We start from the raw sequence: 26,510 nt of genomic DNA, 5'->3' as shown, positions 1-26,510 counted from the left end.
CCCGTCAGCGGCGGCGGTAGACCAGAACGTCACCGAATTGGCGGCCCAGCCGATAGTTCGCCGCAAGCCACGCGTCCACCGGTCGGCCATCCGCACGCATCCAGCCGAGGCCTTTGCCGCCCGCATCGGTGATCACGAATTGCGGACGCAGCGCCATCAATCGTCCGACCTCGTCCGGCCCTACGTAGCGATGGCGCGCCAGGGTATCGATGATTGCGCGGCGCGCCAGATTGTCCGGGTGGACCCCGGCGCGCGAGAGCTGCGGCGCATCGAGATACCAGTGGATCAGATGCTTGTGCCAGGCCCAGATCGTCGGGTTCGCGCCGCCGGTCTGGCGGATGTAGGCGGCGGCTTGCGCTATCAGGCGCGGCGTGCGATGCGCCTCGGGTAGCGCCGCGGCAATCGATACCGCCACGGGCAGGCCGACAAGCGCCAGCACGGCCCATCGCAAGGCAGCGGTCCATCTGGTCAGCGCGCTGACGCCAAGGGCTACGAAGATGCCGAGGAACGGCATCAGTTGCAGCCAGTAATGCGGGTAAGCCGCGCCGCCGATCAGCAGCGAGCCGGTCGTCGCGGCGGCCAGGGTCAGGAACATCACTTCCGCCCATCGCCTCTCCCGACGCAGCAGGGCCGATAGCGCGCTCCCGAGGCCGGCCAGCGCCAGCAGCAAAGGAGACCCATACAGCAGCGGTGCGCGCTGGGCGGTGTAGTAGAACTGCATCGCATGTTCGCGCGCGACTTCACCCATGCCCAGCTGGCCCGAGTAAGCCAGCGGAACGTCGATCATCGCGAGCTTCAATGTCGCCAGCTCCCCGGCGGCGGCGTAGATCAAGGCCAGCAGCAGCGGCGGGATCGCGCCCGCCACGCCATAGGCCAGCCAGGAGCGGCGCGCGACATGGGCCGGGGCCAGCATGGCGGCGGCGAGAAGGGCAAGACCCACCACGAGAGCCACAAGCGCCAGGTTGGTGCGCGTCAGCACGGCCAGCGCGATCAGCAGACCGGCGATGGCGGCATCGCGTGCCGAAACCGGAGAGCGGGAAAGACACCACGCCGCTCCGCTCAGGAAAACGATCGCCGGCAATTCCGAACTGGTCGAGAGGCCGAACGGTGCAGAGGCCAGCACGGCGCAGATCATGGCCCCGGCCAAGGCTGGCCATCTCCCGGCAGGGCGGCGGCAGGTGACGTACACAAGGCTGGAGGCGGCGATGACGCAGGCCGTGCCAAGCAGTCGGATCGCCAGCAAGCTCTTGCCGACCAGCGCGATCACGCCGCCGAACAGGAAGAAGATCAGCGGCGGCTTCAGGTCGAACTGGTGAACGAACGGCAAGTGCCCGTGCGCCACGTCCGCCCCCATCAGGATGAAGCTCCATTCGTCCCAGTCGATCTGTTCCGGGAACAGGCTGCCCAGGCGGAACAGCAGCGTCGCCACGGCGATGATCGCAATGGCGGCGGGGGTGGAAAGCGCGAAAGACCAGCGGGCGGGAGCGATGCTGTCTCTGGTGCGGGGGGCAAGCGTGGCCATGCGCGCAGGGTTTAAGGAGGATTGCTTGCGATTGGGTAAGCTTGGGCGGGTCGACGTTTGCTGCCAGCTACGAGGCGTGGGAATGGGGCGCGCGGGCCCCTCTACGCCGCCTTGCGCGCGATCTGGCTCAGGCCCTTGGTCAGTTGGTACAGCCCGTTCAGCCGCGCCTTGGGATCGCCCCAGACGCGCGTGATCACCAGCTTGTTGTCCGGGCGCAGCTTGATCGTGCCTTCAAGCCGCTCGGCATAAGCGATCAGGCCGGCGGGGTTGGGGAAGGCATCGTTGTGGAAGCTGACCAGCGAGCCACGCGCGCCGACGTCGATCTTGGCGATATGCGCGTCGATCGCCTGGCGCTTGATCTCGATCAGGCGGACGAGATTGGCGGTGGGATCGGGCAGCGGGCCGAAACGGTCGATCATTTCCGCCGACATCGACTCGATCTCGGCCGTGCTGTCGGCATCGTTGAGGCGACGGTAAAGCGCCATGCGCACGGCGAGATCCGGCACGTAATCTTCCGGGATCAGGATCGGCGCATCGACCGTGATTTGCGGTGAAAGTCCGGCGTTGCTCTTTTCCAGCGCAGCGCCGCCCGCGCGCGCCATCAGGATCGCGTCCTCCAGCATCGACTGGTAGAGCTCGAAGCCGACTTCGCGGATATGGCCAGATTGTTCGTCGCCCAGCAGGTTGCCCGCGCCGCGAATGTCGAGATCGTGGCTGGCCAGCTGGAACCCTGCGCCCAGGCTGTCCAGATCACCCAGCACCTTGAGCCGCTTTTCCGCGACCTCGGACAAGGCGCGATTGGCCGGCGTCGTCAGGTAGGCATAGGCCCGCAGCTTCGATCGGCCCACACGGCCGCGCAACTGATAGAGCTGGGCCAGGCCGAAGCGGTCGGCGCGGTGAATGATGATCGTGTTGGCGCGCGGAATATCCAGCCCGCTCTCTACGATGGTGGTGGAGAGCAGCACCTCGTACTTGCCCTCATAGAACGCACTCATGCGTTCCTCGACCTCGGTGGGGCTCATCTGCCCGTGGGCGGCGATCGGCTTGATTTCGGGTACATGCTTGGCGAGCCATTCTTCGACCTCGGCCATGTCCGAGATGCGCGGCACGACGATGAAGCTTTGCCCGCCGCGATGATGTTCGCGCAGCAGCGCCTCGCGCATCACCATGTCGTCCCATTCCATCACGTAGGTCCGCACCGCGAGGCGGTCGACCGGCGGGGTCTGGATGGTGGAAAGTTCGCGCAGGCCGCTCATCGCCATCTGCAGCGTGCGCGGGATCGGCGTGGCGGTAAGCGTCAGCATGTGCACGTCGCTGCGCAACTGCTTCAGCTTTTCCTTGTGGGTGACGCCAAAGCGCTGCTCCTCATCGACGATGACGAGACCCAGGTTCTTGAACGTGACCGACTTCGACAGCAGGGCATGGGTGCCCACCACGACATCGACGGTGCCGTTCGCCAGCCCTTCACGCGTAAGGCGCGCCTCCTTGTCGGTGACGAGGCGGGAGAGGCGGCCGACGTTGAGCGGGAAGCCGCCGAAGCGATCCGAAAAGCCGGTGTAGTGCTGGCGCGCCAGCAGCGTCGTCGGCGCGACAACCGCCACCTGATGCCCGGCCATCGCCGCCACGAATGCGGCGCGCAAGGCGACTTCGGTCTTGCCGAAGCCGACGTCGCCGCAAACCAGACGGTCCATCGGCTTGCCTTCGGACAAATCGCCCAGCACGTCCTCAATCGCGCGTTCCTGGTCGTCGGTCTCCTGCCAGGGGAAGCGATCGACGAACTGATTGAAGGAAGAGCTTTCCACTTCGAAGACGGGCGCATGGCGCAGCGCACGCTCGGCGGCGGTCTTCATCAATTCGTCCGCGATTTCGCGGATGCGTTCCTTGAGGCGGGCCTTGCGCCGTTGCCAGCCTTCGCCGCCCAGCTTGTCCAGCGCGACGCCGTCGCTTTCCGAGCCGTAGCGCGAAAGCACGTCCAGATTCTCGACCGGGATGTAGAGCTTGTCGCCGCCTGCGTAGGTGAGCATCACGCAGTCGTGCGGGCTCTTGCCCACCGGGATCGACTGCAGCCTCTCGTAGCGGCCGATGCCATGATCCATGTGGACCACGAAGTCGCCGGGCGTCAGCGCCGCCAGTTCGGCGAGGAAGGCGTCGGAATCCTTTTTCTTCTTCTTGCGGCGGACCAGCCGGTCACCCAGGATATCCTGCTCGGTGATGATCTCCAGTTCGTCGTTCGCGAAGCCGGTTTCCAGCGGCAACACCAGCGCGGCGGGGCGGCTCTTGCTTGCCTTGCCCAGCGCATCCTGCCAGTTGCCCGCCATCGCCGGTTCCGGCGCCATGGCTTCGCCCAAGATCGAGGCGATGCGCGCACGGCTGCCGGTGGAATAGGCGGCCAACAGCGCCTTCTTGCCCGACTTGGCGATAGCGTGGAGGTGTTTGGCGGCAGCTTCGTAGGCGTTGTCACCCCGCGCGCGTTCGGGGGCGAAATCGCGGGCGTTGCTGAAACCGAAATCCAGCACCTTGGCGCTTTCGGGCTGGGCGAAGGGATCGGCGCGGTGGACCGGCCATTTCGCGGCGCAATCCTCGTACTCGGCGGAAGTAAGGTAGAGCGTGTCCGGCGCCAGCGGGCGATAGCTGCCCGCCTTCTGGCCTGAGGTATCGAGGCGGGACTTGTGATAGTCCTCGATGTCCTTCAACCGTTCTTCGCCCGCGCTTTGGGCCGCGCTGTCGAACACCACCACATCGTCTTTCGAGAGGTGATCGAACAGCGTTACCAGCTTGTCTTCGAACAGCGGCAGCCAGTGTTCCATGCCGGCAAGGCGGCGGCCTTCGCTGACCGCCATGTAGAGCGGATCAGCCGTGGCGTTCGCGCCGAACTTTTCGCGATAGCGGGCACGGAAACGCTTCACCGTGTCCTCATCCATCAGCGCTTCGCTGGCGGGGAGCAGCAGGTGGCCGTCGATCGGACCTGTCGATCGCTGGGTGGACGTGTCGAACAGGCGGAGCGTTTCCAGCTCATCGCCGAAGAAGTCGAGCCTCAGGCCCGCATCAAGCCCCGAGGGCACGATATCGAAGATTGAGCCGCGCACCGCGAACTCGCCCGCGTCGATAGCGGTGTCGGTGCGCTGATAGCCCTGGCGGCGCAGCAGGCCGATCAGGCTTTCATGCCCGATCTCCAGCCCCGGCATCAGCAGCCGCACGGATTCGCGGATGCGGAACGGCGTCAGCACCCGTTGCAGCAGGGCATTGACGGTGGTGACGAGAAGCTGCGGCCCCTCGCGCTTAGCCTGCAAGCGATGCAGCGCCGACAACCGACGCGCGCTGACCGACAAGGCGGGGCTGGCGCGATCGTAAGGCAGGCAGTCCCACGCTGGAAACTCGATCACGTCCAACTCGGGCGCGAAGAACGAGGCGGCTTCTGCCACCGCGCGCATCTCCGCCTCCGCCGTCGCGACGAAGACGGCGCGGCCGCCCTTGCCCTTGGATGCCGCCGCCCGCGCGAGGTCCGCCATGACAAGCGGCTGCGCCCCGCGCACCACGGAGGACAGGGTCAGCGGCGCGGACGCGGTGAGGATGCGTTGGATATCAGGCATGACTGCTGGGAAATCGGCGAGGGCGGGGCATGCGCCGACCCGATAAGCGGGAGGGCTGCGTTCGGCAAGTGTTCTGGTTGGCAAGCTGGCTCGGCTAAGTCAGCCCGATGCGCTCACCTGGGAATATCAACGTAATCCAGTTGCTGCATCTGCTCCATCAGAGCGCCGGCATAGCGTTCCGGCACCGGCTCGGTCTTGAGCGCCCAGGCCATCACGTGAACGTCATCCTCTTCCAGCAGATCCTCGAACCACAGCACGTCTTCCTCCGACCAATCCTGGTGGAAGCGATCGAAGAAGCAGCCGATCATGTAGTCCGCCTCCCGCGTACCACGGTGCCAGGCGCGGAAGCGGATGCGGGCGAGGCGGGGCGGAAGCTCGGGGCCGGGGTTCGGTGAAGACATGGGGTGCGAGGTAAGCCAACGTGCAGGGAGGGACAAGGGGATGAGGAGGCTGCACCTGCGCGTCGCGCCGAGAAAACCCCGGAGCGACGCACGCGGTTCAGTCTTCCAGCGCCTTCATGATGTCGCCTGCCGGGCGCCCGGTCAGCGTCTTGGACAGTTCCTTTTTCAGCACGGCTTCCAGCTGCTTGTGATAGCGCTTGCGCATCTCTCCCAACGATTTGGGATCCGCGATGATCACAAGGCTTTCGATCTTGTTGGTCAGCACCTGGTGGTTCAACCAATCCGCCACGGCGATGGCGTGCGCGCTTTCATCCACCGAATCGTTGCTGCCGTCTCCGGTCCGGGCCGAATGCCTTGCGCCGCCATCGTTGATGCGTGCGCCGGCGCTGAAGTTGGTCAGTTCCAGTTCCGGCGTCTCGACCGCGCCCAGCTTGGGTTCTGCTTCGGTGCCGGTGTTGCGGTACAATTCGAACTTGGTTCCGTCGACAACGGCGATGGCGGTTCCCTTGGGCAGCGACATGGCTTCTCCTTTTCTATGACAAACGTGCAGCCGCAACGATCCTTTACACCCGGCTGTTCCGAGGCGACTGGCGAAACGGTCCGTTAGCGGGCTAGAAGGCGCGCCATGCGGCCCGAGGCACTCAATCCCCTGTTCGTCGAAGCGCAGGCGCTGGAAGGCGTCGGCCCCAAGCTGATGCGCCCGCTGGAAAAGCTGGGCCTCACGCGCGTGCGTGACCTGATCTACCATCTGCCCGAGCGCTTCGTGGAGCGGCATGCCGTTGCTGATCTGGATGAGGCCACGGTGGGGGAGAACATCATCGTCGCGCTGACGGTGCGAGAGCATCGCTCGTCCACGGGACGGGGGCCATTCCGCGTGCTGGCGGAAGATGCGCGCGGCAACGTTTGCGCGATCAGCTATTTCGGCCGCGCCTCCTATGCCGCCAAGAAAGCGCTGCCGGTGGGGGAGAAGCGGTGGATCGCCGGGCGGCTCGACCAGTATGGCCAGATGTTGCAGATGGTCCACCCAGACCATATCGCCGAAGCAGCCTCTGCCTTGGCAGGGCAAGTGCGCGAGCCGGTCTATGGTCTGTCGGAAGGAATGACGCTGGGCCGGATAACGGGGCTGGTCGGCCAGGCGCTGAAGCCGGTGCCGGACTTGCCGGAGTGGTGCGAGCCGGGCCTGGTAGAGCGGATGGGCTGGCCGGCCTGGCGCGAGGCGCTGGAACTCGCGCATCGCGGCCCCAATCCCCTGGCGCGTGATCGGCTGGCCTATGACGAACTGCTGGCCAACGGTCTGGCGCTGATGCTGGTGCGTGCCAGCAACCGGACGCAGAAGGGGCTGGCGCTGGTGGGTGACGGGCGCTTGCGATCCAAGCTGAGCCTGCCTTTCGCGCTGACCGGGGCGCAGCAACGCTCGATCGCGGAGATCGAGGGCGATCTGGCGCAATCCGCGCCGATGCTGCGGCTGCTGCAGGGTGATGTCGGCTCGGGCAAGACGGTTGTGGCGCTCACTGCCATGCTGATCGCGGTGGAGGCCGGCGCGCAGGCGGCCATGCTTGCGCCGACCGAGATCCTCGCGCGCCAGCATCACGAAACGCTGATGCGCATGGTGCAGGGCACCGGGGTGGAGATCGCCCTGCTGACCGGGCGGGACAAAGGCCGGGCCCGCGAATCGATCCTGATGGGGCTGCTGGACGGCTCGATCGACATTCTGGTCGGCACCCATGCGATCTTTCAGGAGGCGGTGGCCTACAAGAACCTGGCATTGGCGGTGATCGACGAGCAGCATCGCTTCGGCGTCAGCCAGCGCCTGCTGCTGGCGCGCAAGGGGCGGCGTGCCCCGCACTTCCTGGCGATGACCGCAACGCCGATCCCGCGCACGCTGACCTTGGCGCAATATGGCGAGATGGACGTCTCGCGCCTGGACGAACTGCCGCCGGGACGACAGGCGATCGACACCCGCGTCATCGCGATCGACCGGATGGACGATGTGGCCGGTGCGCTTGCTCGCCATCTGGAAGGGGGCGGCCAGGCCTATTGGGTCTGCCCGATGGTGCGCGAAAGCGAGGGTGACGATCTCGCCGCCGCCGAGGCGCGCTTTGCAGCGCTTAAACTGCGATTCGGAGATGACGTCGTGCTGGTTCACGGACAGCTCCGGCCCGAACAGAAGGACGCCGCGATGGAGCGGTTTTCCTCCGGCGCGGCCAAGCTGCTGGTGGCGACCACGGTGATCGAGGTGGGCGTGGACGTGCCCAACGCCACGCTGATGGTGATCGAGCAGGCCGAGCGCTTTGGCCTGGCGCAGTTGCACCAGCTGCGCGGGCGCGTGGGGCGCGGATCGGAAAAGTCAGTCTGCCTGCTGCTGCGCAGTGCCGAGCTTTCGGAGACCGGTCGCAAGCGGCTGGCCTTGATGCGCGAGACGCAGGACGGCTTTCGTCTGGCGGAGGAAGACCTGGAACTGCGCGGCGGCGGCGAACTGCTCGGCACGCGCCAGTCAGGCGACACGCCGTTTCGCGTGGCGACGCTGGAGCAGATCCAGAGACTGCTGCCGATCGCCCATGACGACGCGCGGCTGCTGATCGAGCGCGACGGCGGCCTGTCCGGCCCCCGCGGAGAAGCGGCCCGGTTGTTGCTCTATCTGTTCGAACGCGATTGGGGTGTGCAACTGCTGCGGGGTGGTTGAGCGGCCTTGATTAGGAAATAGATCAAGGGGGAAAAGCCAGCTTCAGGCCGCCAGCTTCACCACGTCGCGTCCGCTGCGTTTCGCTTCGTAAAGCGCCTTGTCCGCTCGTTCGATCAAGCTGGCTGCGTCATCGTCCGCCGTCAGGCTGGCGATGCCGGTGCTGATCGTGACCAGCAGCACCGATGTGTCGTCCAGCGCAAACGGATTGCCTCGCAGCCGCGCGCGCATGCGTTCGCACACCATGTAGGCGTTTTCTTCGGAGGACTTGGGCAGGACGATCCCGAATTCTTCGCCGCCCATGCGTCCGATCCGATCATTGATGCGCACCGTGGCCTGCGCATTGAACACGACGTGCCGAATGGCCTCGTCTCCCACGCCATGGCCGTGCGTGTCATTGACGCGCTTGAAGTTGTCGATGTCGAACATGGCGAACGACAGGGGCGTGCCCAGTCGACGCGCTTCGGCCATGCGGGTTTCCAGATAGCTGAGCAGTTCGCGCCGGTTGGAAACGCCGGTCAACTCGTCGGTTTCGGCACGCTTGCGCAGCTCGGCCTGATAGGCCTTCTCGCGCTGGAACGAGCGGCGCAAGGCGATCGCGGCGACCACGGCCAGGGCCAGCAGGCACAGGCCGGCGAAGGAGGTGAGATAGACGAACCGCAGCAGCGTCTTCATCACGCGCGCCGCATTGTCCTGCAAATCGTCCAGCCGCGCGCGCTCCTCGGCGATCACCACGTCTGACGTGCGATCGATCGCGGCGATCACATCGCCCACCGCGCTACGCTGCACTGCCAGCCGTGCGCGGTCGATCTGACCGGCTCGGGTGAGGCGGACCACCTCGTCCACATGGAGCAGGAATTCACCGGCGCTGTGCCGCAGATCGTACATCGCATCATGGCCGTTCGATTCGGGCACGTAGCGATCGAGTTCGTCGAGACTGCGGGCCAGTTCGCGGCGACCGGCAAAGTATGGTTGCAGTTCGGCGGGGCGGCCGGTCAGCAGGAAGCCGCGTTCACCCCGCAAGGTTTCCAGTGTCGCCACCTTGACGGTCGCCGTGGTGCGCAGCACGCGCAACGTCTGGGTGTAGGCGGCGTCGAGCCTTTTCTGCTCCTTGCTCGATTGCCATGCGACGATGGAAGAACCGATCAGCAACAGGCCCATCACCGCCACGGCGGCAACGAAAAAGCGCGCCTTGCCATTTAACTCATCCACCCGCCGGACGAGCATCTCCGGAACATTCATGCCGATCCACCCCTGCTACGGGCACAGAACTAGCCGGAAATGCTTAGAGTGTGATTAAGAACGGGTAATGATGTTCGCGGGCCCCAAGGGCCACCGTCGCGAAGCCCAGCAAACGCAACCACCAGCAAAAAAATGAAATGGTCGGGGAGAGAGGATTCGAACCTCCGGCCCCTGCCTCCCGAAGACAGTGCTCTACCAGGCTGAGCTACTCCCCGACCGATCGTGCCGACTTGCGTCGGCTCGAGGCAGGAGCGCGCCTATAGAGAGCGATTGGGGGGAGGGCAAGCGGGCAGCGACAACTCTGTGTGCTTTTCTCCGCGTCGGCTTGGCACGTCGGTGTGGCGGGCCTAATCAACGCGGATGGCTGATGCTAACGACCGCTCGCGCCACTGGGAGTGGCAGTACCTGGACCTGATGCGCCGCATTTGGGAAGAGGGCGACGAGCGGGTGGACCGCACCGGCGTCGGCACGCGATCACTGTTTGGCGAGACGATCCGCTTCAATTTGGCCGATGGCGCAATGCCGCTGCTGACCACCAAGCGCGTCTACTGGAAAACAGCCACGCGCGAACTGCTGTGGTTCCTAACGGGAGACACCAACATCCGCGCCCTGTGCGCGCAAGGGGTGGAAATCTGGACTGACTGGCCGCTGGACCGTTATCGCCGCGAAACCGGTGAGCCGATCGAGCGGGCGGCCTTTTCCCGCCGGATCGTGGAGGATGCGGACTTTGCTGAGCGCTGGGGCGACCTTGGCCCGGTTTACGGCAAGCAGTGGGTCGACTGGCCGACGTACCAGCCGGTGGGCGAAGGGCTGTACAAGCAAGGCCCCGGCGTCAACCAGATCGCGCAGTTGGTCGAGAGCCTCCAGCACAACCCCGGCAGCCGCCGCCATATCATCGAAGGGTGGAACGTGGCGGAGCTGGACGCGATGGCGCTGCCGCCGTGCCACAAGACTTATCAGTTTCACGTCGCCAACGGGCGGCTTTTCGGCATGCTGTTTCAGCGCAGCTGCGACCTGGGGCTGGGCTTTGCCTTCAACATGTGGTCGCTGGCGCTGCTGACGCGGATGCTGGCGCAGCAATGCAACCTGGAGCCGGGCGAAGTCGTTTGGACAGGAGCCGACGTGCACCTGTATCTCAATCACGCGGCTCTGGTGGAAGAACAGCTTTCCCGGATCCCGGCAGGAGAGGGGAGATTGACCTTCAACCGGCGCCCCGCCTCGATCTTCGACTATCGGATCGAAGACATGACGGTGAGCGGATATGCACCCCAGGAACACATCGCGGCACCTGTCGCGGTCTGATTGACATTGCGGAAGCGCGCAATATTATGACCGCATCTTAGAACAATGCTTCTCAGGTGCCGTGTCTCCTGGGCAAGCGCGGGAGATGCGAAATGGCCGATAGCGGCTCCAACTCGGCACCGCCACGCGGCAATCTGCCGCCACTGCAACTGCATGTGCCCGAGCCGCGCTTTCGGCCAGGCGATACCGTCGATTACTCGCACATCGATATCCCACCGGCCGGTGCGCAACCCCGCCCGGATGAGACATGCCCGGCGTCGGAAACGAAGCCCTTGTGCGTCGATCTGATCCGCGTGCTGGATGAGGACCACCGCGCCGTCGGGCCGTGGGACCCCAAGCTTGACGCGGAGACGCTGCGCCGGATGCTGCGCACGATGGCGCTGACGCGGGCGTTCGACGATCGGCTCTACCGCAGCCAGCGCCAGGGCAAGACCAGCTTCTACATGAAGTGTACCGGCGAAGAGGCGACCTCGGTCGCCAGCGCCTATGCCCTCGATCGACAGGACATGGTGTTTCCCAGCTATCGCCAGCAAGGCGTGCTGATCGCGCGCGATTATCCGCTGCTGGAGATGGTCAACCAGATCTATTCCAACCGGGCGGACAAGCTGAAGGGCCGCCAGTTGCCGATCATGTATTCGGCGCGCGATTATGGCTTCTTCACGATCTCCGGCAATCTCGCCACGCAGTTCCCGCAGGCGGTGGGCTGGGCGATGGCCAGCGCGATCAAGGGCGACACCCGTATCGCCACCGCCTTCATCGGTGAGGGTTCCAGCGCCGAAGGAGACTTCCACGCGGCGATGACCTTCGCCACCGTTTACAACGCGCCGGTGGTGCTGAACGTCGTCAACAACCAGTGGGCGATTTCCAGCTTCTCCGGCTTTGCAGGGGCTGAGCGCGCCACTTTCGCGGCACGGGCGGAGGGCTATGGCATCGCCGGGCTTCGCGTTGACGGCAACGATGCGCTGGCGGTCTATGCCGCCACGCGCTGGGCCGCGGACCGGGCGCGGGCGAATGGCGGGCCAACCCTGATCGAGCACTTCACCTATCGCGCCGAGGGGCATTCCACCTCCGACGATCCCAGCGCCTATCGTTCCGCGCAGGAGCGGCAGGAGTGGCCACTGGGCGATCCGATCGCGCGGCTGATGCACCACCTTATCGCGCTGGGCGAATGGTCTGAAGAGCAGCAGGCCGCGATGGATCGCGAACTGGCGGAGCAGGTGAAGGCCGCCACCAAGGAGGCCGAGAAGAACGGCATCCTCGGCCACGGCCTCCATCACCCGTTCCACACGATGTTCGAGGACGTGTTCGAGGAACTGCCCTGGCATCTTGAGGAGCAGGCCGAGCAGGCCATTCGCGAGCGGCGGACCAAATGGCCCGAATGGAAAGAAGACGGGGAGACACGCTGATGATCGAGGAAGAACCCGTCAGCCTGCACGATGCACCTTCGCGCCCGCTCAACATGATCGAGGCGATCAACGAAGCGCTCGACATCATGATGGCCCGCGATCCCGATATCGTCATCATGGGTGAGGACGTGGGCTATTTCGGCGGCGTGTTTCGCGCCACCGCCGGGCTGCAGAGCAAGTTCGGCAAGAACCGCGTGTTCGATTCGCCGATCAACGAATGCGGCATCATCGGCGCGGCGGTGGGCATGGCCGCCTATGGCCTGCGCCCGGTGCCGGAAATCCAGTTCGCAGACTACATCTATCCCGGCCTCGACCAGCTGGTGTCCGAGGCGGCCCGGCTGCGCTATCGCTCTGCCGGCGAGTTCACCGCGCCGATCACGATCCGCTCTCCGTTCGGCGGCGGGATTTTCGGCGGGCAGACGCACAGCCAGAGCCCGGAGGCGCTGTTCACCCACGTCGCGGGCCTGAAGACTGTGATCCCGGCCACCCCGCACGATGCCAAGGGCCTGCTGATCGCCGCGATCGAGGACAATGACCCGGTCGTCTTCTTCGAGCCCAAGCGCATCTACAACGGTCCGTTCGACGGCTATTACGACAACCCCTCCAAAACCTGGAAGAGCCATCCCGGCGGCAAGGTGCCCGAAGGGTACTACAAGATCCCGCTGGGCAAGGCGCGCGTGGTGCGGGAAGGCTCGGCGCTGACCGTGCTGGCTTACGGCACGATGATCCACGTTGCCGAGGCGGTATTGGCCGAAAAGGGCGTCGATGCCGAAATCATCGACCTGCGCACCCTGGTGCCACTCGACATCGAGACTGTGCAAGTCTCTGTGGAAAAGACCGGGAAATGCCTGGTGATACACGAGGCGACGCGCACCTCCGGCTTCGGCGCGGAATTGTCGGCGCTGGTGCAGGAGCGGTGCTTCTATCACCTGGAAGCCCCGGTGGAGCGCGTCACCGGTTTTGACACGCCTTATCCGCACAGCCTCGAGTGGGCGTATTTCCCCGGTCCCGTCCGCATCGGCGAGGCGGTCGATCGTTTGTTGAAGGACTGATCCAATGGGTCGTTACACATTTCGCTTGCCCGACATTGGCGAAGGCATCGCCGAGGCTGAAATCGTCGCCTGGCACGTCAAGATCGGCGACATGGTCGAGGAAGACGGCCGCCTGGCCGACATGATGACCGACAAGGCCACTGTAGAGATGGAGAGCCCGGTTTCGGGCAAGATCGTCGAAGTGGCCGGCGCAGAGGGCGACGTGATCGCCATCGGCTCGCCCTTGGTGGTGATCGAGACGGAAGGGGACGTGGAGGAAGCTCCGGCGGCTCCGGCTTCTGCTGCCGCGCCTGCTCCCGCGCCAAAGGCCGAGGTGGTCGAGGAGCGGATCGAGGCCGAAAACCCCGACGCCGATGATGCCGATCGCGCCATGGCGGCTGAGCAGATTCAGACATCACCCCCGTTCGTGTCGAGCGCTTCGTCTGCTCGCACGGCGGGCGCTCAGGATAAGCTTCCGCCTGCAGCGGAAGTCGAGATACCGCGAGCAACCCCTGAACCTCTTGTCTCGGCACCGCTCGACCCGAACGGGAAGGGTAGCTCAAAGCCAGCACACCCCGCCGCCAAAGTCCTTGCCAGCCCCGCCGTGCGCAAGCGCGCCGCCGATCTGGCCATAGACCTTGGCGAAGTGCGCTCCGCGGAGGATGGCCGCATCCGCCACGCCGATCTCGATGCCTTCCTGGCCTACAACGCCGCAGGTGGCTTCCAGCCCGCCGGGCGCAAGGGTGCGGACGAGCAGGTGCGCGTCATCGGCCTGCGCCGTCGCATCGCCGAAAACATGGCCGCCTCGAAGCGCCGCATCCCGCACTTTTCCTATGTCGAGGAGTACGACGTCACCGCCTTGGAGGAAGCGCGCGCGCAGTTGAATGCAGCCCGGGGGGATCGGGCCAAGCTGACGATGCTGCCGTTCCTGATCACCGCGATCTGCCGCCTGATCCCCGAGTTCCCGATGCTCAACGCTCATTACGACGATGACGCGGGCGTAGTGACCCGCTACGGCGCGGTGCACCTGGGCATGGCGGCACAAACTCCGGCAGGCCTGATGGTGCCGGTGATTCGGGACGCGCAGGATCGTAACTTGTGGCAACTGGCGCACGAGATCGGCCGCCTCGCCCAAGCCGCCCGCGAAGGCACCGCCAAGTCGGCAGAGCTTTCCGGCTCCACCATCACGGTCACCTCGCTGGGGCCAATGGGCGGCGTGGCGACGACGCCTGTCATCAACCGCCCGGAGGTCGCGATCATCGGTCCCAACCGCATCGTCGAGCGGCCGATGTTCGTGCGCGGTGCGGACGGGCAGGAGCGGGTCGAGAAGCGCAAGCTGATGAATATCTCGATGAGTTGTGATCACCGCGTCGTCGACGGCTGGGATGCCGCCAGCTTCGCGCAGGCGCTGAAGAAACTCATAGAGGCTCCGGCGGTGCTGTTGGCGCGCTAATGCCGCGCTAACCGCACCTTATTCGCGGTGGTATTTTAGGGGGCCCGGCAGGAAAAATGACAGAGCCGAGAAAGCAGTGTTGACAGCCCCCGCCACCTGCCATAGAGGCGCGGCTCCCCAAGGGGTGCACGCCTAAAAACGTTCTAGAACGCGGGTGTAGCTCAGTTGGTTAGAGCGCCGGCCTGTCACGCCGGAGGTCGCGGGTTCAAGTCCCGTCACTCGCGCCACTTGGGGAATTTTTCTGATTTTATCGGATGATAGGGTGGCCTTGGCAAGTTAGCCGGGGCCGCCCTCCGACCGTTCAGGCCGGGCGGAAGCAGGCCGCGTCAGCGCCTGCTGCAGAATGCTCAGCTTGGTTCGTTACCGACGAAAATTAAAGCGATGCGAAGGGCCGGGGATCAGCCCCAGCGTCCGGTTTCCATCCAGATCAGAAACCGCCGCAAGGGTAGGATCCACACGATCCCCAGCACCAGATAAACCGGCGCCTGCGCCAGAGCCGGCCACCCGGCGATCCAGGGTGCAAGCAGGTTGGCGATCGCCAGCCCATATAGCCCCAGCGCGACCACCAGGCCCAGTATCCCCACCGGGATCCGCCATGTTGGCTCTTCGCGCATCAACGGTCTCTCTCTTGCAAGGCCGGGGTTTCGTATAGCCGCGTCGGCGTCACCACCATCTTCAGCGGGCGATCATGCGCTTCATGTGGCAAGCTTTCCGCGAGTTGCGCATCCCACGCTAGGCCGATGGTCAGCGTGTCGGGATAGGCCTCCAGCCAACGATCGTAATGCCCGCCGCCCTGGCCCAGTCGCTGGCCATTTGCAGTGAAGGCCACCAGCGGCATGAACAGGACATCAGGAACGACCGGATCCGTATCACTGTCCGGCTGCGGCATGCCGAAAGGTCCGGCCTTCAGGCTTTCCTCGTCCAGCGGGTTGTCCCAGCGATGGAACGCCATCGCCGCCTCGCGGCTTTCGAACCGCGGCAGGGCGACAGAATGCCCGCGTTCATGAAACCACCGTGCGTAGGACAGTGCCGGCGCCTCGTGGGAATGAGGAAAATACAGGCCGACGATCGCCGCCTCAGGTATCTTTTGCACGACGGGCACAGGCGGTCGCAAAAACAGCAACGCGCGCATCGTTTGCGGCAGAGCATCCACATGCTCGCGCCGCGCGGCGCGGAAGGCCTTTCGCAGCCGCGTCTTCTCTTCGCTCAGATCGGTCGGGGGTGACGGGTCCACCGTGGGTCGTTTCCTAGAAATCCTCTGACGCGTCAACGTCAGGTGGGAACCATGTGTGCCGGACCAGGATCCGACCAGGGACAGCCCCCATATGGATTACTTATAGCCTCAGGGATGTTCGAACGGCACGTGCCGGGCAGATCCCGTCAAACCCTATGTAGGGCTTGCAACTCGGTCACTCAAGGTGCCGCGTGCTCCATTTGTGCGGCCAATGTTTCCAGCCTGGCCGCGATCTGGTCGAGGCGCTGGGCGGCCGAGGGATCGAGCGTGGGCTGCGCGTCCAGCCGCCGGAACGCTTCATGCAACTGGTCCGCCAGCATCAGCGAGGCGTAGAGCAACATCCGCGGTTCGTTCTGGGTGCGCAGGCCTCCTTCGGAGACCATGGCGTCGATCATCTCGCCCAGGCGGGTGATGTGCGCTTCCTCGCCATCGGCGCAGGCGATGGTGAAGCCGCGCCCTCCGATCGTGAGTTGGACGTTGCTCATGTTTCCCGCTCGTCCAGCAGCGCATCCAACCGCGCGAGCGCCGCCTGAACGCTGCCGCGAAGCGCCACGTGCCTGCGTTCCAGATCGTCGTCCGGCGCCTTCGCGGATGCTCCGGCTGTAAGCTGCGCGCACGCCTCGACGCGGGCGAGGGCAGCCTCGATCCGGTCAAGCGACGCGATGAGTGATCCCTCATCCATTCGCTCTGGCTAGCGTGCAATCCCGGCGGCACAAGCATTTGCGGCAGAAAGCTGTGAATGAATATCCTCGCCAGTGCCCTATACGCGCCGGGCCGCGCCTTGACGGGGATGGCCCGAGCCGCGAAGGAGGCCGCGAAAATACGAATCGGCGTTCGCCAACCAAAGACTGCGCGGAGTACCTGCATGAGCTTCGATCCCACCCGCTACGCGCCGATGGCGAACGCCATCCGTGCGCTGTCGATGGACGCGGTGCAGGCAGCCAATTCGGGCCACCCCGGCATGCCGATGGGGATGGCCGATGTCGCCACGGTGCTGTTCAGCAAGTTCCTGCGTTTCGATCCCTCGCGCCCGGACTGGGCCGACCGCGACCGTTTCGTCCTGTCCGCCGGCCACGGCTCGATGCTGATTTACTCGCTCCTTTATCTGACCGGTTATGACAGCCCGGCGATCGAGGATATTCGCAATTTCCGCCAGATGGGTTCGGTCTGCGCCGGCCACCCTGAGAATTTCCTGATTCCCGGTATCGAATGCACCACCGGCCCACTGGGTCAGGGCTTGGCGATGGCCGTGGGCATGGCCGCTGCCGAGCGTCATTTGAACGCCACCTTCGGCGATGACCTTGTTGATCACAACACCTGGGTGATCGCGGGTGACGGTTGCCTTATGGAAGGCATCAATCACGAGGCGATCGGCCTAGCCGGCACGCTGAAGCTGGGCCGCCTCAAAGTGCTGTGGGATGATAACCGCATCACCATCGATGGCGATACCTCGCTTTCCACCACCGAAGATATCCCGGCACGTTATCGTGCTTCGGGCTGGGACGTGATCCAGTGCGATGGTCACGACTTCGCGGACATCGAGCGGGCGCTGGCGGAAGCCGACCTGTCCGAAAAGCCGACCCTGGTCGCTTGCCGCACGATCATCGGAAAGGGCTCACCGAACAAGCAGGGCGGTCACGATGTCCACGGCTCGCCCTTGGGGGCTGACGAGATCGCGCTGACCCGCCAGGGCCTGGGCTGGACGTCCGAAGCCTTCGTTATTCCTGAAGACGTTCTGGCCGATTGGCGCGAGGCGGGTCGCCGCGGTGTTGCCGCGCGTGAGGAGTGGGAGGCTCGTGCCGCCGCCGATCCGCAAGGAGCGGAACTGCAGCGCCGCATGAAGGGTGAACTTCCCGAAGACGCGGATATTCGCGCCGCGTTCGATGCCTGGCTGCAGGGTGACGCCAACATCGCCACGCGCAAGGCGTCTGAAAACGCGCTGAACGTGCTGGTGCCGGCGATCCCCGAGATGATCGGCGGCTCGGCCGATCTCACCGGCTCGAACAACACCAAGGCCAAGAACCAGGCTCCGTTGACCGCAGACGATTATGCCGGTCGCTATGTCTATTACGGCATCCGCGAATTCGGCATGGCTGCGGCGATGAACGGTATGGCGCTGCACGGGGGCGTGATCCCCTACGGCGGCACGTTCCTGATCTTCTCCGACTATTGCCGCAACGCCATCCGCATGTCGGCGCTGCAGGAAACGCGCGTCGTCTACGTGTTGACGCACGACTCCATCGGCCTTGGTGAGGATGGGCCGACGCACCAGCCGATCGAACACATCATGTCGATGCGGCTGATCCCCAATCTCAACGTGTTCCGCCCAGCCGATGTGATCGAGACGGCGGAGTGCTGGATGCTGGCTCTGCAATCGCCCAAGACGCCGTCGGTGCTGGCCTTGACCCGCCAGAACCTGCCGCAGCTGCGCCACGAAGGCGGCATGCTGTCCGCGCGCGGGGCCTATCGCCTCAAGAGCGCGCAAAGCGCCCGCAAGGTGATCCTGATGGCGACCGGCTCGGAAGTGCAGATCGCGCTGCAGGTGGCCGAGAAACTGGAAGGCCAGGGTATCGGTGCAGACGTGATCTCCGCGCCTTGCCTGGAATTGTTCGAGCAGCAGGACCAAGCCTACAAGCGCGATCTCCTTCCCGATGCCGACCCGTCGCAGATCCTGCGCGTCTCGATCGAGGCGGGCGTGACCTGGGGTTGGGAGCGTTACACGATGGTCAACGGCCTCAACATTGGCCTTGATCGCTTTGGCGCGTCGGCTCCCGCCAAGGACCTGTTTGCGCGTTTCGGCTTCACGGCGGATGCGATCGTTCCCCAAATTCTGGATAGAATCAGCACTTAAGAAGGAGAAGTTCTCATGGCGACCAAGGTTGCGATCAACGGTTTCGGACGTATCGGGCGCAATGTCGCTCGCGCCATCCTGGAGCGGACCGACCACGATCTCGAACTCGTTTCGATCAATGACCTCGCGAGCGCCAAGGCGAACGCTCTCCTCTTCAAGCGTGACTCGGTTCACGGTGCTTTCGAAGGCACCGTGGAAGTCGATGGTGACGATCTCGTCATCAACGGCAAGCGCATCAAGGTGACGGCGGAGCGCGACCCCGCCAATCTGCCGCACGCCGCCAATGGCGTGGACATCGCCCTGGAATGCACCGGCTTCTTCACCGACAAGGACAGCGCCTCCAAGCATCTGTCGGCCGGCGCGAAGCGCGTGCTGATCTCGGCCCCGGCCAAGAACGTCGACCTGACCGTGGTTTATGGCGTCAACCATGACCAGCTCACCGGCGAGCATCTTGTCGTGTCGAACGCGTCGTGCACCACCAACTGCCTCGCCCCGATGGCGAAAGTCCTGCACGAGAAGATCGGCATCGAGCGCGGCTTGATGACTACGATCCACTCGTACACCAACGACCAGAAGATCCTGGATCAAATCCATTCAGACCCGCGCCGCGCCCGCGCTGCGGCGATGAACATGATCCCCACCAGCACTGGCGCCGCCGTGGCTGTCGGCCTCGTCCTGCCTGATCTGAAGGGCAAGCTCGATGGTTCGTCGATCCGCGTGCCGACCCCGAACGTCTCGGTCGTCGACCTGACCTTCCAGCCCAGCCGCGACACTTCGGTTGAGGAAGTCAACAAGCTGCTCAAGGAAGCGGCTGAAGGCGAACTCAAGGGCGTGCTGGCGTTCACCGAAGAGCCGCTGGTCTCGATCGACTTCAATCACGATCCGGCATCGTCCACCATCGACAGCCTGGAAACGGCTGTGCTTGAAGGCAAGCTGGTTCGCGTGCTGTCGTGGTACGACAACGAGTGGGGCTTCTCCAACCGCATGGTCGACACGGCCGGCGTGATCGCCAAGCTTATCTAAGCGACGCGATCAACGGATGACGCAGACGGGACGATTGGGCGGGATCGCGCGGCATGCACGGCCGCGCGGACCTATCGAGCCGATCGATCACGTCAGCGTCTCCGTCGTGGGCGGCTTGCAAGGTGACTTTCGCGGCGCGGTGAAACCGGGCGGCAAGGGGCGCCGGCAAGTCTCGCTCATAGAGGCTGATTGCTGGGACGCGGCGATGGCCGAACTCCAAGTCCGCCCCGGAGACAGGCTGCCATGGCATGCCCGCCGCGCCAATCTCCTGATCGAACATCTACGGCTGCCGCGCGAGGCCGGCACGATCGTGGCGATCGGCGCGACCTTGCGCATAGAGATCACGCAGGAATGCGACCCATGCAGCCGCATGGAAGAATTGCTGCCCGGCCTGAAAGCCGCATTGCTGCCAGACTGGCGGGGCGGTTTTCTGGGTAAAGTATTGACGGACGGCGAGATCGCCGTGGGCGATGAAATAAGGATCGAAAGATGAGCAGTTTCAAGACCCTGGACGATCTTGGTGACGTAAACGGTAAAGTTGCGCTGGTCCGTGTCGACCTCAACCTGCCGATGCAGGACGGCAGCGTCACTGACGATACGCGCATCCGCGCTGCCGCACCGACCGTACTGGAACTGTCGCAGAAGGGCGCCAAGGTCCTGCTGCTGGCGCATTTTGGCCGTCCGAAGGGGGAGCGTGTCTCGACACAATCGCTCTCGATGGTCGTCGGCGCCGTCGAAAAGGTGCTGGGCAAGGAAGTGATGTTCGTTCCCGAGATCGCGGGTGACATCGTCAAGCAGTCCGTAGGCATCCTGCGTCCTGGCGATATTGCGATCCTGGAGAACACGCGGTTCTGGAAGGGCGAGGAAAAGAACGATCCCGACCTGGCGAAGGCGATGGCCGAAAACGCCGACTTCTACGTGAACGACGCGTTCTCCGCCGCGCACCGCGCGCATGCGACGACCGAGGGTTTGGCGAAAGTGCTGCCGGCCTATGCCGGACGCTCGATGGAGGCGGAACTGAAAGCGCTCGATGCCGCGCTCGGCAAGCCGGTGAAGCCGGTCGCTGCCGTGGTCGGCGGGGCCAAGGTCTCATCCAAGCTGGACGTGCTGACGCACCTCGTCACGCAAGTCGATCACCTGATCATCGGCGGAGGCATGGCGAACACCTTCCTCGCCGCCAAAGGCGTGAACGTCGGCAAGTCGCTGTGCGAGCATGACCTGGCGGACACTGCGAACAAGATCCTGGAAACGGCCGACAAGTCGGGCTGCACTGTGCATCTTCCGTACGAAGTCGTCGTGTCCAAAGAATTCGCGGCAAACCCGGCCAGCTTGCGCACCTGCAACGTGCATGAGGTGGCCGAGGACGAGATGATCCTGGACGCCGGGCCATCGGCTGCCGAGGCGCTGGGCGACGTACTAAAGACCTGCAAGACGCTGGTCTGGAACGGGCCGCTGGGTGCGTTCGAGATGCAGCCGTTCGATGCAGCGACGGTGGCTCTCGCCAAAACGGCAGCGGCGCTGACGCATGAGGGAACGCTGGTCTCCGTCGCTGGCGGCGGCGATACCGTTGCGGCGTTGAACCACGCCGGCGTGGCGCAGGACTTTTCCTATATTTCAACCGCGGGCGGCGCTTTCCTCGAATGGATGGAAGGCAAGGAATTGCCCGGCGTCGTGGCGCTCGAGGCCTGATCCTTCTTCCCTTATGCAACCTCTTCCCCTTATTGTGGCGGGCGAAGTCGAGAGGTGCGGGCTTCGCGCCAGCGTGCCTCGATTTCGCGCGATACGTCTGGGGCAGGGGCCAAGGCCTCCATACCATCAGGCGCTAGCTGGCGCAGAGTTGACGCTTTCATGACGGGTTTTCCGGATGTCAGCTCCGGCGTGACCGAGCAGCCACCAGCGCGTTACGTCACTCTGGACGGGATGCGCGGGCTGGCGGCAATCGCAGTCGCGCTGTTTCATTTCGATATCTACCTGATGCCTCATGGCTACGTTGCGGTGGACTTCTTCTTCGTGCTGTCCGGCTTCGTTCTTTATCGCAGCTATTTACCCCGGTTTCGGGCGGGCTTGAGTGCCGGTCGGTTCATGGCGCAGCGCTTCGCCAGGCTCTATCCTCTGTTTCTTCTGGGGCTGCTGCTGGGTATAGCGCTGGCGGTGCAGCAACTCATGGTGGGTGACCCGCACCGTCCGGTGGCGGCGAGCAAGTTGCTGAATGCCACGCTGTTCAACGCGGCGATGCTGCCATCGCCGGCAACGCTGCCGCTTTATCCTTTCAACGTGCCGTCCTGGTCCTTGTTCTTCGAGGTGGTGGCCAATCTGGCGCTGATCGTGCTGATTTTCCGCCTGCCCAGATTTGCCCTGCCGGCGATCTGTATTGTCGCGGCGATCGGCATGGTGCCGATCATTCTGGACAACGGCTCGGGCAATATTGGCGCCTTGTGGGGGGAATATGGCATCGCGCTGATGCGTACGGCATTCTCCTTCACGCTGGGGATCATCATCGCGATGCTGCCAGGTCGGGGTGCTGTCCACGGGCGGCCCGCCCACTGGCTGGGCGTGGCGTGTATCTTTGCCATCGGCGTGTTGCTGGCAATGCCGATGCCGCGCGAATGGTTCGCCATCTATGACTTGTCGATCATCCTGTTCTTCTCGCCAGTACTTGTATTCCTGGGCAGCCGGATCGAACCGGCACGCTTCATCGCGCCCGCCGCGGCGTTCCTTGGTGAGACGTCATATGCGCTTTACGCGGTGCACTGGTCCTTCATCGAACCGATGCGTGCGGCGGTGCGGTATGTCGGCCTGACGCCGATTCCGGCGGCGACGCTGTTCATGGCGCTGATGCTGATCGCGTCCTGGGCGGCGGTGCGGTGGTATGACTTGCCGCTACGCCGCAAGCTGTCAGCGCTGCTGCGCCAGACGGATAATCGCCGGCAAACGGTGGGCGCCTGAAATGGTACAGTCCGCCATTGCCGCAGTTGCGAAAAAAGCGGGTGGCGGATAGACGTCGCCAAAGTTCAGCGATCCAATACAGGGGAAGATCATGCAGACCTCCGACATGACGGCGAAGATGGCCGCAGGCAAAGGCTTTATCGCGGCACTTGACCAAAGCGGTGGTTCGACACCCAAGGCTCTCAAGGGCTACGGCATCGAGGAGGGCGCGTGGAGCACTGAGGCCGAGATGTACGGCCTGATCCATGACATGCGCAGCCGCATCATTTCATCGCCCGCGTTCACCGGTGAAAAGGTGATCGGCGCGATCCTGTTTGAGCGCACCATGGATGGCCAGGTCGATGGCGTGCCCACCCCGCAGGCGCTGATTGCGAAGGGCGTGGTTCCCTTCATCAAGATCGACAAGGGTCTGGAAGACGAGGCCAACGGCGTGCAGCTGATGAAGCCGATGCCTGAGCTGGACGCGCTGCTGGAGCGCTCGAAGGCGCTGGGCGTCTATGGCACCAAGGAGCGGTCGGTGATCAACTCGGCCAACCAGGAAGGCATTGCCGCCATCGTGAAGCAGCAGTTCGAGATCGGCCTGCAGGTTCTCAGCCACGGCATGATGCCGATGCTCGAGCCCGAGATCAACATCAAGAGCGAGACCCGCGCCGAGTGTGACGCGATCCTGCTTCAGGAAATCCTCAAGGGCCTCGACGGCTTGGACGAGGGCGTTCAAGTGATGCTCAAGCTGTCGCTGCCGGTGAAGCCCGGCACGTTCGATCCGCTGGTGGAGCATCCCAAGGTGCTGCGCGTCGTCGCGCTTTCCGGCGGTTACGAGCGCCCCGAAGCGTGCGTCGAGCTGTCCAAGAACAAGGGCATCATCGCCAGCTTCAGCCGCGCGCTGCTGCAGGATCTGCGCTCGCAGATGACCGACGACGAGTTCGACAAGTCGCTGGGCGAGGCGATCGACGAAATCTACCAGGGTTCGACGCAGAAGGTCGAGGCTGCAGCCGCAGCCTGAGCGACCTTTCAAGTACCGATCTGGGGGCGGCGCTTCGAACGGAGCGTCGCCCTTTTTCGTGGGTTAAGGCGGTCCGTCTCATCCTCTCTGCCGCTTCATGCAACCGTCTTGCCAATAAGCGCGGCTGTCAGCGCCTTGTGAGAGGGCTCATGCGATACCAAGTCCCCGTTTTGCAGGATTCTCCGGGAGCATCGCCGTGCCTTCACCCAAGTTGTTCGAGCCGATTGAGGTCGGCGGTCTCTCGCTTGCCAACCGCATCGTCATCGCCCCGATGTGCCAGTATTCCGCCGTGGATGGCTGCATGACTGATTGGCACACGATCCACCTCGGCCATCTCGCGCTGTCGGGCGCCGCGGTGCTGACGATCGAGGCGACGGCGGTGGTGCCCGAAGGGCGCATCAGCTACGCCGATGTCGGTCTTTGGGACGACGCCACCGAAGCGGCAATGGCCCGCACGCTGCAAGCAGTGCGTTCCTATTCCGACATGCCGATCGCGATCCAGTTGGCGCACGCCGGACGCAAGGCTTCCACGGATGTGCCATGGCTGGGTGAGAAGCAAATCCCGGCCGATCACGTGAACGGTTGGCAGACCCGTGCGCCGTCGCCCGCTCCCTATGCCGAGGGAGAGGCCGCGCCGCTGGCGCTGGACAAGGCGGAGATCGCGGCGCTGGTGCAGGCCTTTGCCGATGCCGCCCGGCGCGCCGCGCGCCTGGATATCGCAGCGGTGCAATTGCACATGGCGCACGGCTATTTGATGCATCAGTTCCTCTCGCCGCTCTCCAACCATCGAGAAGACGAGTACGGCGGCAGCTTGGAAAACCGGATGCGCTTCCCGCTGGAGGTGTTCGATGCGGTGCGGGCTGCCTTTCCGGCGGATCGACCTGTCACCGTGCGCCTTTCCGGCACCGACTGGGTCGAGGGTGGCTGGGATGCCGAGCAGACTGTCGCCTTGGTCCGAGAGTTGGAAAAGCGTGGCTGCGCCGCCGCGCACATCTCCAGCGGCGGCCTGGATCCGGCGCAGAAGATCCCCGTCGGCCCCAACTACCAGGTGCCGCTCGCCCGCGCGGTGAAGCAGGCCACGACCATGCCGGTAGTGGCCGTGGGTCTCATCACGGAATTCGAGCAGGCGGAAGCCATCGTCGCCACCGGCGATGCGGACATGATCGCTCTGGCGCGCGGTATTCTCTACGACCCCCGCTGGCCGTGGCACGCCGCTGCGCATCTGGGTGCGCAGGTCACTGCGCCGCCGCAGTACCTGCGGTCTCAGCCGCGCCAGTATCGCGACTTGTTCGACAAAGCATAAGAGAAAGGGCGGGCTTCGGTGGTGAAGCCCGCCCCATCAGGGCCGCGTCGTTTGCGCAGGTCCGCCGTCAGGCGGCGAGGCGCCGGACGGGAGGCTGCAGGCGGCCGATCATGTCGATCACGGCACCGATCTGCCGCTCGTCCCAGCCCGCCTTGCGGGCTTCGTGCAGGGCAGAGGCGGGCAGCGTGTAGCCGTGATGCCAGGCTTGTACGGCCAGGCGGCGCAACGCCTCCAGCCGCTCGTTCGCAAGCACTGGTGACGGAGCTTGCGGTCCCAGGATCAGCCGGGCGAGCCACGAGCGTTTGCGGCGGGGCTTGAGTGTTTCCATGCCATCGCCCCGAGCCAATTCGATCACGCGGCGCTCCAGCGCGTCGAGCGGCGCGACCTGCGGCAGCGCGACGTACGGCTCGACCGCTTCGGGACGGCGCATCGCGAAGATCGCCGAGTGAGCGATGGGTAGAGCCGCAGGAGCGGCATCGGCGAAGTTTACGAATGCCATATCTCAATCCTCCCAAAAAGGCCCTGATGTGCGCCCCGGCGGGGGGGATGGCGGAACGCACATCAGGACACGCTCCGGCACGGCGGGCGCCGGAGCCGATGAAGAAGGACGTTGATGCCGAGGGGATAGAGCGGCGGCGTTCTTCTGTACCTATCGGTATAGAAACCTGAACCGCGCCTGTCAACGGCTTTCTATACCATGTGGTAGGTTCGGCAAGCGGATTATCCAAATAGTTCCGGTGGCAGGGAATGCGCGCACATGTCACATCGCCCGCGTTGACTTGGCGCAGGCTATCTAGCATCCCTCCGGCCACTCGCTGACAGCGCGGGAGAGATCGCCAACGATTCGCGAAAACGGGTCTTGGTGACGCCGAAGGAGCAACCGCCCCGGAAACTCTCAGGCAAAAAGGACCGCGCTTCGTCGATAGCGATACTCTGGAAAGTGCCGATCCCCGTGCGGGGGCGGCCGCCGAAGGTGTAACCCCGATCCGCTTTTTGCGGGAACCGGGGGAAAGCTCTCAGGCTTCCGTGACAGAGGGGGCACCTGTTGGGTGTGCCAAGTCTGTGCGGAGCTGTGCCTTGAGCGAAATCGATTCCTTTGATGATGAGGAAGCCGTCCTCGAAACGCAGCGCCTGCCGCTGGACTTGTGGCATCGCGAGCGGGGCGGCCGCATGGTCGAGTTCGCCGGGTACTGGATGCCGGTGCAATATGAAGGCATCATCGCCGAGCATCTCTGGACGCGCGAAAATGCAGGCCTGTTCGATGTCAGCCACATGGGGCAGCTGGAAATATCGAGCGAAGACGGCGACCAAGCCGCCGCCGCCACGGCTCTGGAAGCACTGCTCCCGGGCGAGATTTCCGCGCTGAAGCCGGGTCGTCTGCGCTACTCGCTGTTACTGGATGAAAATGGCGGCATTCTGGACGACCTGATGGTCACCAACCGCGGCGGCACGTTCTATCTTGTCGTGAACGGGGCTACCAAGTGGGACGATCTGGCGCATCTGCGCGAACATCTGCCCGATAC

Annotated in this window: 22 protein-coding genes, 2 tRNA genes, 1 pseudogene and 2 riboswitches; of the genes and pseudogenes, 14 read left to right on the top strand and 11 right to left on the bottom strand. The window is 64.4% G+C overall.

Annotated elements, in window-relative coordinates; translation table 11 throughout:
- Positions 1-4: 4 nt before the first annotated feature.
- From ACHWRX_RS02795 to ACHWRX_RS02780, 4 genes are all read right to left on the bottom strand, one after another.
- Entirely contained in the window at positions 5-1,522 is a 1,518-nt protein-coding gene (locus ACHWRX_RS02795) for an ArnT family glycosyltransferase (RefSeq protein WP_394658015.1), read from the bottom strand.
- A 101-nt stretch (positions 1,523-1,623) separates the two neighbouring features.
- A complete protein-coding gene (gene mfd / locus ACHWRX_RS02790; protein ID WP_394658014.1) occupies positions 1,624-5,112 on the bottom strand; it encodes a transcription-repair coupling factor in 3,489 nt (1,162 codons plus the stop codon).
- Between the two features lie 113 nt (positions 5,113-5,225).
- Positions 5,226-5,513: a succinate dehydrogenase assembly factor 2 gene (locus ACHWRX_RS02785; protein WP_394658013.1), complete on the bottom strand. Its 288-nt coding sequence runs from the start codon at positions 5,511-5,513 to the stop codon at positions 5,226-5,228.
- Positions 5,514-5,610: 97 nt separating this feature from the next.
- Positions 5,611-6,033, bottom strand: a complete 423-nt coding sequence (locus tag ACHWRX_RS02780; protein WP_394658012.1) for a host attachment protein — start codon at positions 6,031-6,033, stop codon at positions 5,611-5,613.
- Positions 6,034-6,138: 105 nt separating this feature from the next.
- Here ACHWRX_RS02780 and recG point away from each other — a divergent pair, with 105 nt between their 5' ends.
- The gene (gene recG, locus ACHWRX_RS02775) at positions 6,139-8,196 is read left to right on the top strand and encodes an ATP-dependent DNA helicase RecG (protein WP_394658011.1); all 2,058 of its coding nucleotides are present in this window, start codon (positions 6,139-6,141) and stop codon (positions 8,194-8,196) included.
- A 42-nt stretch (positions 8,197-8,238) separates the two neighbouring features.
- On the opposite strand, the gene ACHWRX_RS02770 is transcribed toward recG, so the two are convergent.
- Positions 8,239-9,435: a diguanylate cyclase gene (locus ACHWRX_RS02770; RefSeq protein ID WP_394658010.1), complete on the bottom strand. Its 1,197-nt coding sequence runs from the start codon at positions 9,433-9,435 to the stop codon at positions 8,239-8,241.
- A gap of 138 nt (positions 9,436-9,573) precedes the next feature.
- Positions 9,574-9,650: transfer RNA gene (locus tag ACHWRX_RS02765), tRNA-Pro, on the bottom strand.
- Positions 9,651-9,795: 145 nt separating this feature from the next.
- Between ACHWRX_RS02765 and thyA the strand changes: the two genes are divergently transcribed.
- The 5 genes from thyA to ACHWRX_RS02740 all read left to right on the top strand — a co-directional run bounded on the left by thyA (position 9,796) and on the right by ACHWRX_RS02740 (position 14,854).
- Positions 9,796-10,737 carry a thymidylate synthase gene (gene thyA / locus ACHWRX_RS02760; protein WP_394658009.1) on the top strand — a complete coding sequence of 314 codons (942 nt, stop codon included), beginning with the start codon at positions 9,796-9,798 and terminating at the stop codon, positions 10,735-10,737.
- Positions 10,738-10,829: 92 nt separating this feature from the next.
- Positions 10,830-12,143, top strand: a complete 1,314-nt coding sequence (locus ACHWRX_RS02755) for a 3-methyl-2-oxobutanoate dehydrogenase (2-methylpropanoyl-transferring) subunit alpha (protein WP_394658008.1) — start codon at positions 10,830-10,832, stop codon at positions 12,141-12,143.
- On the top strand, positions 12,143-13,195 hold the full coding sequence (locus tag ACHWRX_RS02750) for an alpha-ketoacid dehydrogenase subunit beta (RefSeq protein WP_394658007.1): 1,053 nt from the start codon (positions 12,143-12,145) through the stop codon (positions 13,193-13,195). The genes ACHWRX_RS02755 and ACHWRX_RS02750 overlap by 1 nt, the downstream gene beginning before the upstream one ends.
- Positions 13,196-13,199: 4 nt before the next feature.
- A complete protein-coding gene (locus tag ACHWRX_RS02745; protein ID WP_394658006.1) occupies positions 13,200-14,627 on the top strand; it encodes a dihydrolipoamide acetyltransferase family protein in 1,428 nt (475 codons plus the stop codon).
- A gap of 150 nt (positions 14,628-14,777) precedes the next feature.
- A tRNA-Asp gene (locus ACHWRX_RS02740) sits at positions 14,778-14,854 on the top strand.
- Positions 14,855-15,025: 171 nt separating this feature from the next.
- Here the strand turns inward: ACHWRX_RS02740 and ACHWRX_RS02735 are convergent.
- From ACHWRX_RS02735 to ACHWRX_RS02720, 4 genes are all read right to left on the bottom strand, one after another.
- Positions 15,026-15,241 carry a DUF2842 domain-containing protein gene (locus ACHWRX_RS02735; RefSeq protein ID WP_058737596.1) on the bottom strand — a complete coding sequence of 72 codons (216 nt, stop codon included), beginning with the start codon at positions 15,239-15,241 and terminating at the stop codon, positions 15,026-15,028.
- On the bottom strand, positions 15,241-15,861 hold the full coding sequence (locus ACHWRX_RS02730) for a 5-formyltetrahydrofolate cyclo-ligase (RefSeq protein ID WP_394658005.1): 621 nt from the start codon (positions 15,859-15,861) through the stop codon (positions 15,241-15,243). Before ACHWRX_RS02730 ends, ACHWRX_RS02735 begins: the two co-directional genes overlap by 1 nt.
- 179 nt (positions 15,862-16,040) lie before the next feature.
- Positions 16,041-16,346 (bottom strand): cell division protein ZapA, encoded by a 306-nt coding sequence (locus tag ACHWRX_RS02725; RefSeq protein ID WP_058737595.1) that lies wholly within the window; start codon positions 16,344-16,346, stop codon positions 16,041-16,043.
- Positions 16,343-16,543 (bottom strand): hypothetical protein, encoded by a 201-nt coding sequence (locus tag ACHWRX_RS02720; protein WP_394658004.1) that lies wholly within the window; start codon positions 16,541-16,543, stop codon positions 16,343-16,345. The genes ACHWRX_RS02725 and ACHWRX_RS02720 overlap by 4 nt, the downstream gene beginning before the upstream one ends.
- Before the next feature lie 183 nt (positions 16,544-16,726).
- Here ACHWRX_RS02720 and tkt point away from each other — a divergent pair, with 183 nt between their 5' ends.
- The 7 genes from tkt to ACHWRX_RS02685 all read left to right on the top strand — a co-directional run bounded on the left by tkt (position 16,727) and on the right by ACHWRX_RS02685 (position 24,987).
- Positions 16,727-18,712 carry a transketolase gene (gene tkt, locus ACHWRX_RS02715; RefSeq protein ID WP_394658003.1) on the top strand — a complete coding sequence of 662 codons (1,986 nt, stop codon included), beginning with the start codon at positions 16,727-16,729 and terminating at the stop codon, positions 18,710-18,712.
- A 15-nt stretch (positions 18,713-18,727) separates the two neighbouring features.
- The gene (gene gap, locus ACHWRX_RS02710; protein ID WP_058737592.1) at positions 18,728-19,735 is read left to right on the top strand and encodes a type I glyceraldehyde-3-phosphate dehydrogenase; all 1,008 of its coding nucleotides are present in this window, start codon (positions 18,728-18,730) and stop codon (positions 19,733-19,735) included.
- A 16-nt stretch (positions 19,736-19,751) separates the two neighbouring features.
- A complete protein-coding gene (locus ACHWRX_RS02705; protein ID WP_394658002.1) occupies positions 19,752-20,228 on the top strand; it encodes an MOSC domain-containing protein in 477 nt (158 codons plus the stop codon).
- On the top strand, positions 20,225-21,424 hold the full coding sequence (locus tag ACHWRX_RS02700) for a phosphoglycerate kinase (protein ID WP_394658001.1): 1,200 nt from the start codon (positions 20,225-20,227) through the stop codon (positions 21,422-21,424). The genes ACHWRX_RS02705 and ACHWRX_RS02700 overlap by 4 nt, the downstream gene beginning before the upstream one ends.
- A 159-nt stretch (positions 21,425-21,583) precedes the next feature.
- Positions 21,584-22,681: an acyltransferase family protein gene (locus ACHWRX_RS02695; protein ID WP_394658000.1), complete on the top strand. Its 1,098-nt coding sequence runs from the start codon at positions 21,584-21,586 to the stop codon at positions 22,679-22,681.
- A 91-nt stretch (positions 22,682-22,772) separates the two neighbouring features.
- On the top strand, positions 22,773-23,684 hold the full coding sequence (locus ACHWRX_RS02690) for a fructose bisphosphate aldolase (protein WP_394657999.1): 912 nt from the start codon (positions 22,773-22,775) through the stop codon (positions 23,682-23,684).
- Between the two features lie 196 nt (positions 23,685-23,880).
- The gene (locus tag ACHWRX_RS02685) at positions 23,881-24,987 is read left to right on the top strand and encodes an NADH:flavin oxidoreductase/NADH oxidase (RefSeq protein WP_394657998.1); all 1,107 of its coding nucleotides are present in this window, start codon (positions 23,881-23,883) and stop codon (positions 24,985-24,987) included.
- Between the two features lie 67 nt (positions 24,988-25,054).
- Here ACHWRX_RS02685 and ACHWRX_RS02680 read toward each other — a convergent pair whose 3' ends face one another.
- Positions 25,055-25,486, bottom strand: coding sequence for a hypothetical protein (locus ACHWRX_RS02680; RefSeq protein WP_058738174.1), 432 nt, complete (start codon positions 25,484-25,486; stop codon positions 25,055-25,057).
- 315 nt (positions 25,487-25,801) lie between these two features.
- Positions 25,802-25,909: riboswitch (glycine riboswitch) on the top strand.
- A 1-nt stretch (position 25,910) separates the two neighbouring features.
- A riboswitch (glycine riboswitch) is annotated at positions 25,911-26,030 on the top strand.
- Between the two features lie 34 nt (positions 26,031-26,064).
- Between ACHWRX_RS02680 and ACHWRX_RS02675 the strand changes: the two are divergent.
- Positions 26,065-26,510: pseudogene (locus ACHWRX_RS02675) on the top strand (glycine cleavage system protein T); the annotation flags it as partial.

The sequence above is a fragment of the uncultured Novosphingobium sp. genome (assembly GCF_964277725.1).
GTDB classification, from domain to species: domain Bacteria; phylum Pseudomonadota; class Alphaproteobacteria; order Sphingomonadales; family Sphingomonadaceae; genus Novosphingobium; species Novosphingobium fluoreni.
This window is presented reverse-complemented; position numbering and strand designations above follow the sequence as displayed.

Excerpts from the sequence above, each read along its gene's own strand:
- ACHWRX_RS02735 (WP_058737596.1), bottom strand. The coding sequence starts at position 15,241 with ATGCGCGAAGAGCCAACATGGCGGATCCCGGTGGGGATACTGGGCCTG.
- ACHWRX_RS02770 (WP_394658010.1), bottom strand. The coding sequence starts at position 9,435 with ATGAATGTTCCGGAGATGCTCGTCCGGCGGGTGGATGAGTTAAATGGC.
- tkt (WP_394658003.1), top strand. The coding sequence starts at position 16,727 with ATGAGCTTCGATCCCACCCGCTACGCGCCGATGGCGAACGCCATCCGT.
- ACHWRX_RS02785 (WP_394658013.1), bottom strand. The coding sequence starts at position 5,513 with ATGTCTTCACCGAACCCCGGCCCCGAGCTTCCGCCCCGCCTCGCCCGC.
- ACHWRX_RS02705 (WP_394658002.1), top strand. The coding sequence starts at position 19,752 with ATGACGCAGACGGGACGATTGGGCGGGATCGCGCGGCATGCACGGCCG.
- gap (WP_058737592.1), top strand. The coding sequence starts at position 18,728 with ATGGCGACCAAGGTTGCGATCAACGGTTTCGGACGTATCGGGCGCAAT.
- ACHWRX_RS02720 (WP_394658004.1), bottom strand. The coding sequence starts at position 16,543 with ATGGATGAGGGATCACTCATCGCGTCGCTTGACCGGATCGAGGCTGCC.
- ACHWRX_RS02745 (WP_394658006.1), top strand. The coding sequence starts at position 13,200 with ATGGGTCGTTACACATTTCGCTTGCCCGACATTGGCGAAGGCATCGCC.
- ACHWRX_RS02725 (WP_058737595.1), bottom strand. The coding sequence starts at position 16,346 with ATGAGCAACGTCCAACTCACGATCGGAGGGCGCGGCTTCACCATCGCC.
- ACHWRX_RS02750 (WP_394658007.1), top strand. The coding sequence starts at position 12,143 with ATGATCGAGGAAGAACCCGTCAGCCTGCACGATGCACCTTCGCGCCCG.
- ACHWRX_RS02755 (WP_394658008.1), top strand. The coding sequence starts at position 10,830 with ATGGCCGATAGCGGCTCCAACTCGGCACCGCCACGCGGCAATCTGCCG.
- ACHWRX_RS02700 (WP_394658001.1), top strand. The coding sequence starts at position 20,225 with ATGAGCAGTTTCAAGACCCTGGACGATCTTGGTGACGTAAACGGTAAA.
- ACHWRX_RS02690 (WP_394657999.1), top strand. The coding sequence starts at position 22,773 with ATGCAGACCTCCGACATGACGGCGAAGATGGCCGCAGGCAAAGGCTTT.
- ACHWRX_RS02795 (WP_394658015.1), bottom strand. The coding sequence starts at position 1,522 with ATGGCCACGCTTGCCCCCCGCACCAGAGACAGCATCGCTCCCGCCCGC.
- ACHWRX_RS02680 (WP_058738174.1), bottom strand. The coding sequence starts at position 25,486 with ATGGCATTCGTAAACTTCGCCGATGCCGCTCCTGCGGCTCTACCCATC.
- ACHWRX_RS02695 (WP_394658000.1), top strand. The coding sequence starts at position 21,584 with ATGACGGGTTTTCCGGATGTCAGCTCCGGCGTGACCGAGCAGCCACCA.
- recG (WP_394658011.1), top strand. The coding sequence starts at position 6,139 with ATGCGGCCCGAGGCACTCAATCCCCTGTTCGTCGAAGCGCAGGCGCTG.
- mfd (WP_394658014.1), bottom strand. The coding sequence starts at position 5,112 with ATGCCTGATATCCAACGCATCCTCACCGCGTCCGCGCCGCTGACCCTG.
- ACHWRX_RS02780 (WP_394658012.1), bottom strand. The coding sequence starts at position 6,033 with ATGTCGCTGCCCAAGGGAACCGCCATCGCCGTTGTCGACGGAACCAAG.
- thyA (WP_394658009.1), top strand. The coding sequence starts at position 9,796 with ATGGCTGATGCTAACGACCGCTCGCGCCACTGGGAGTGGCAGTACCTG.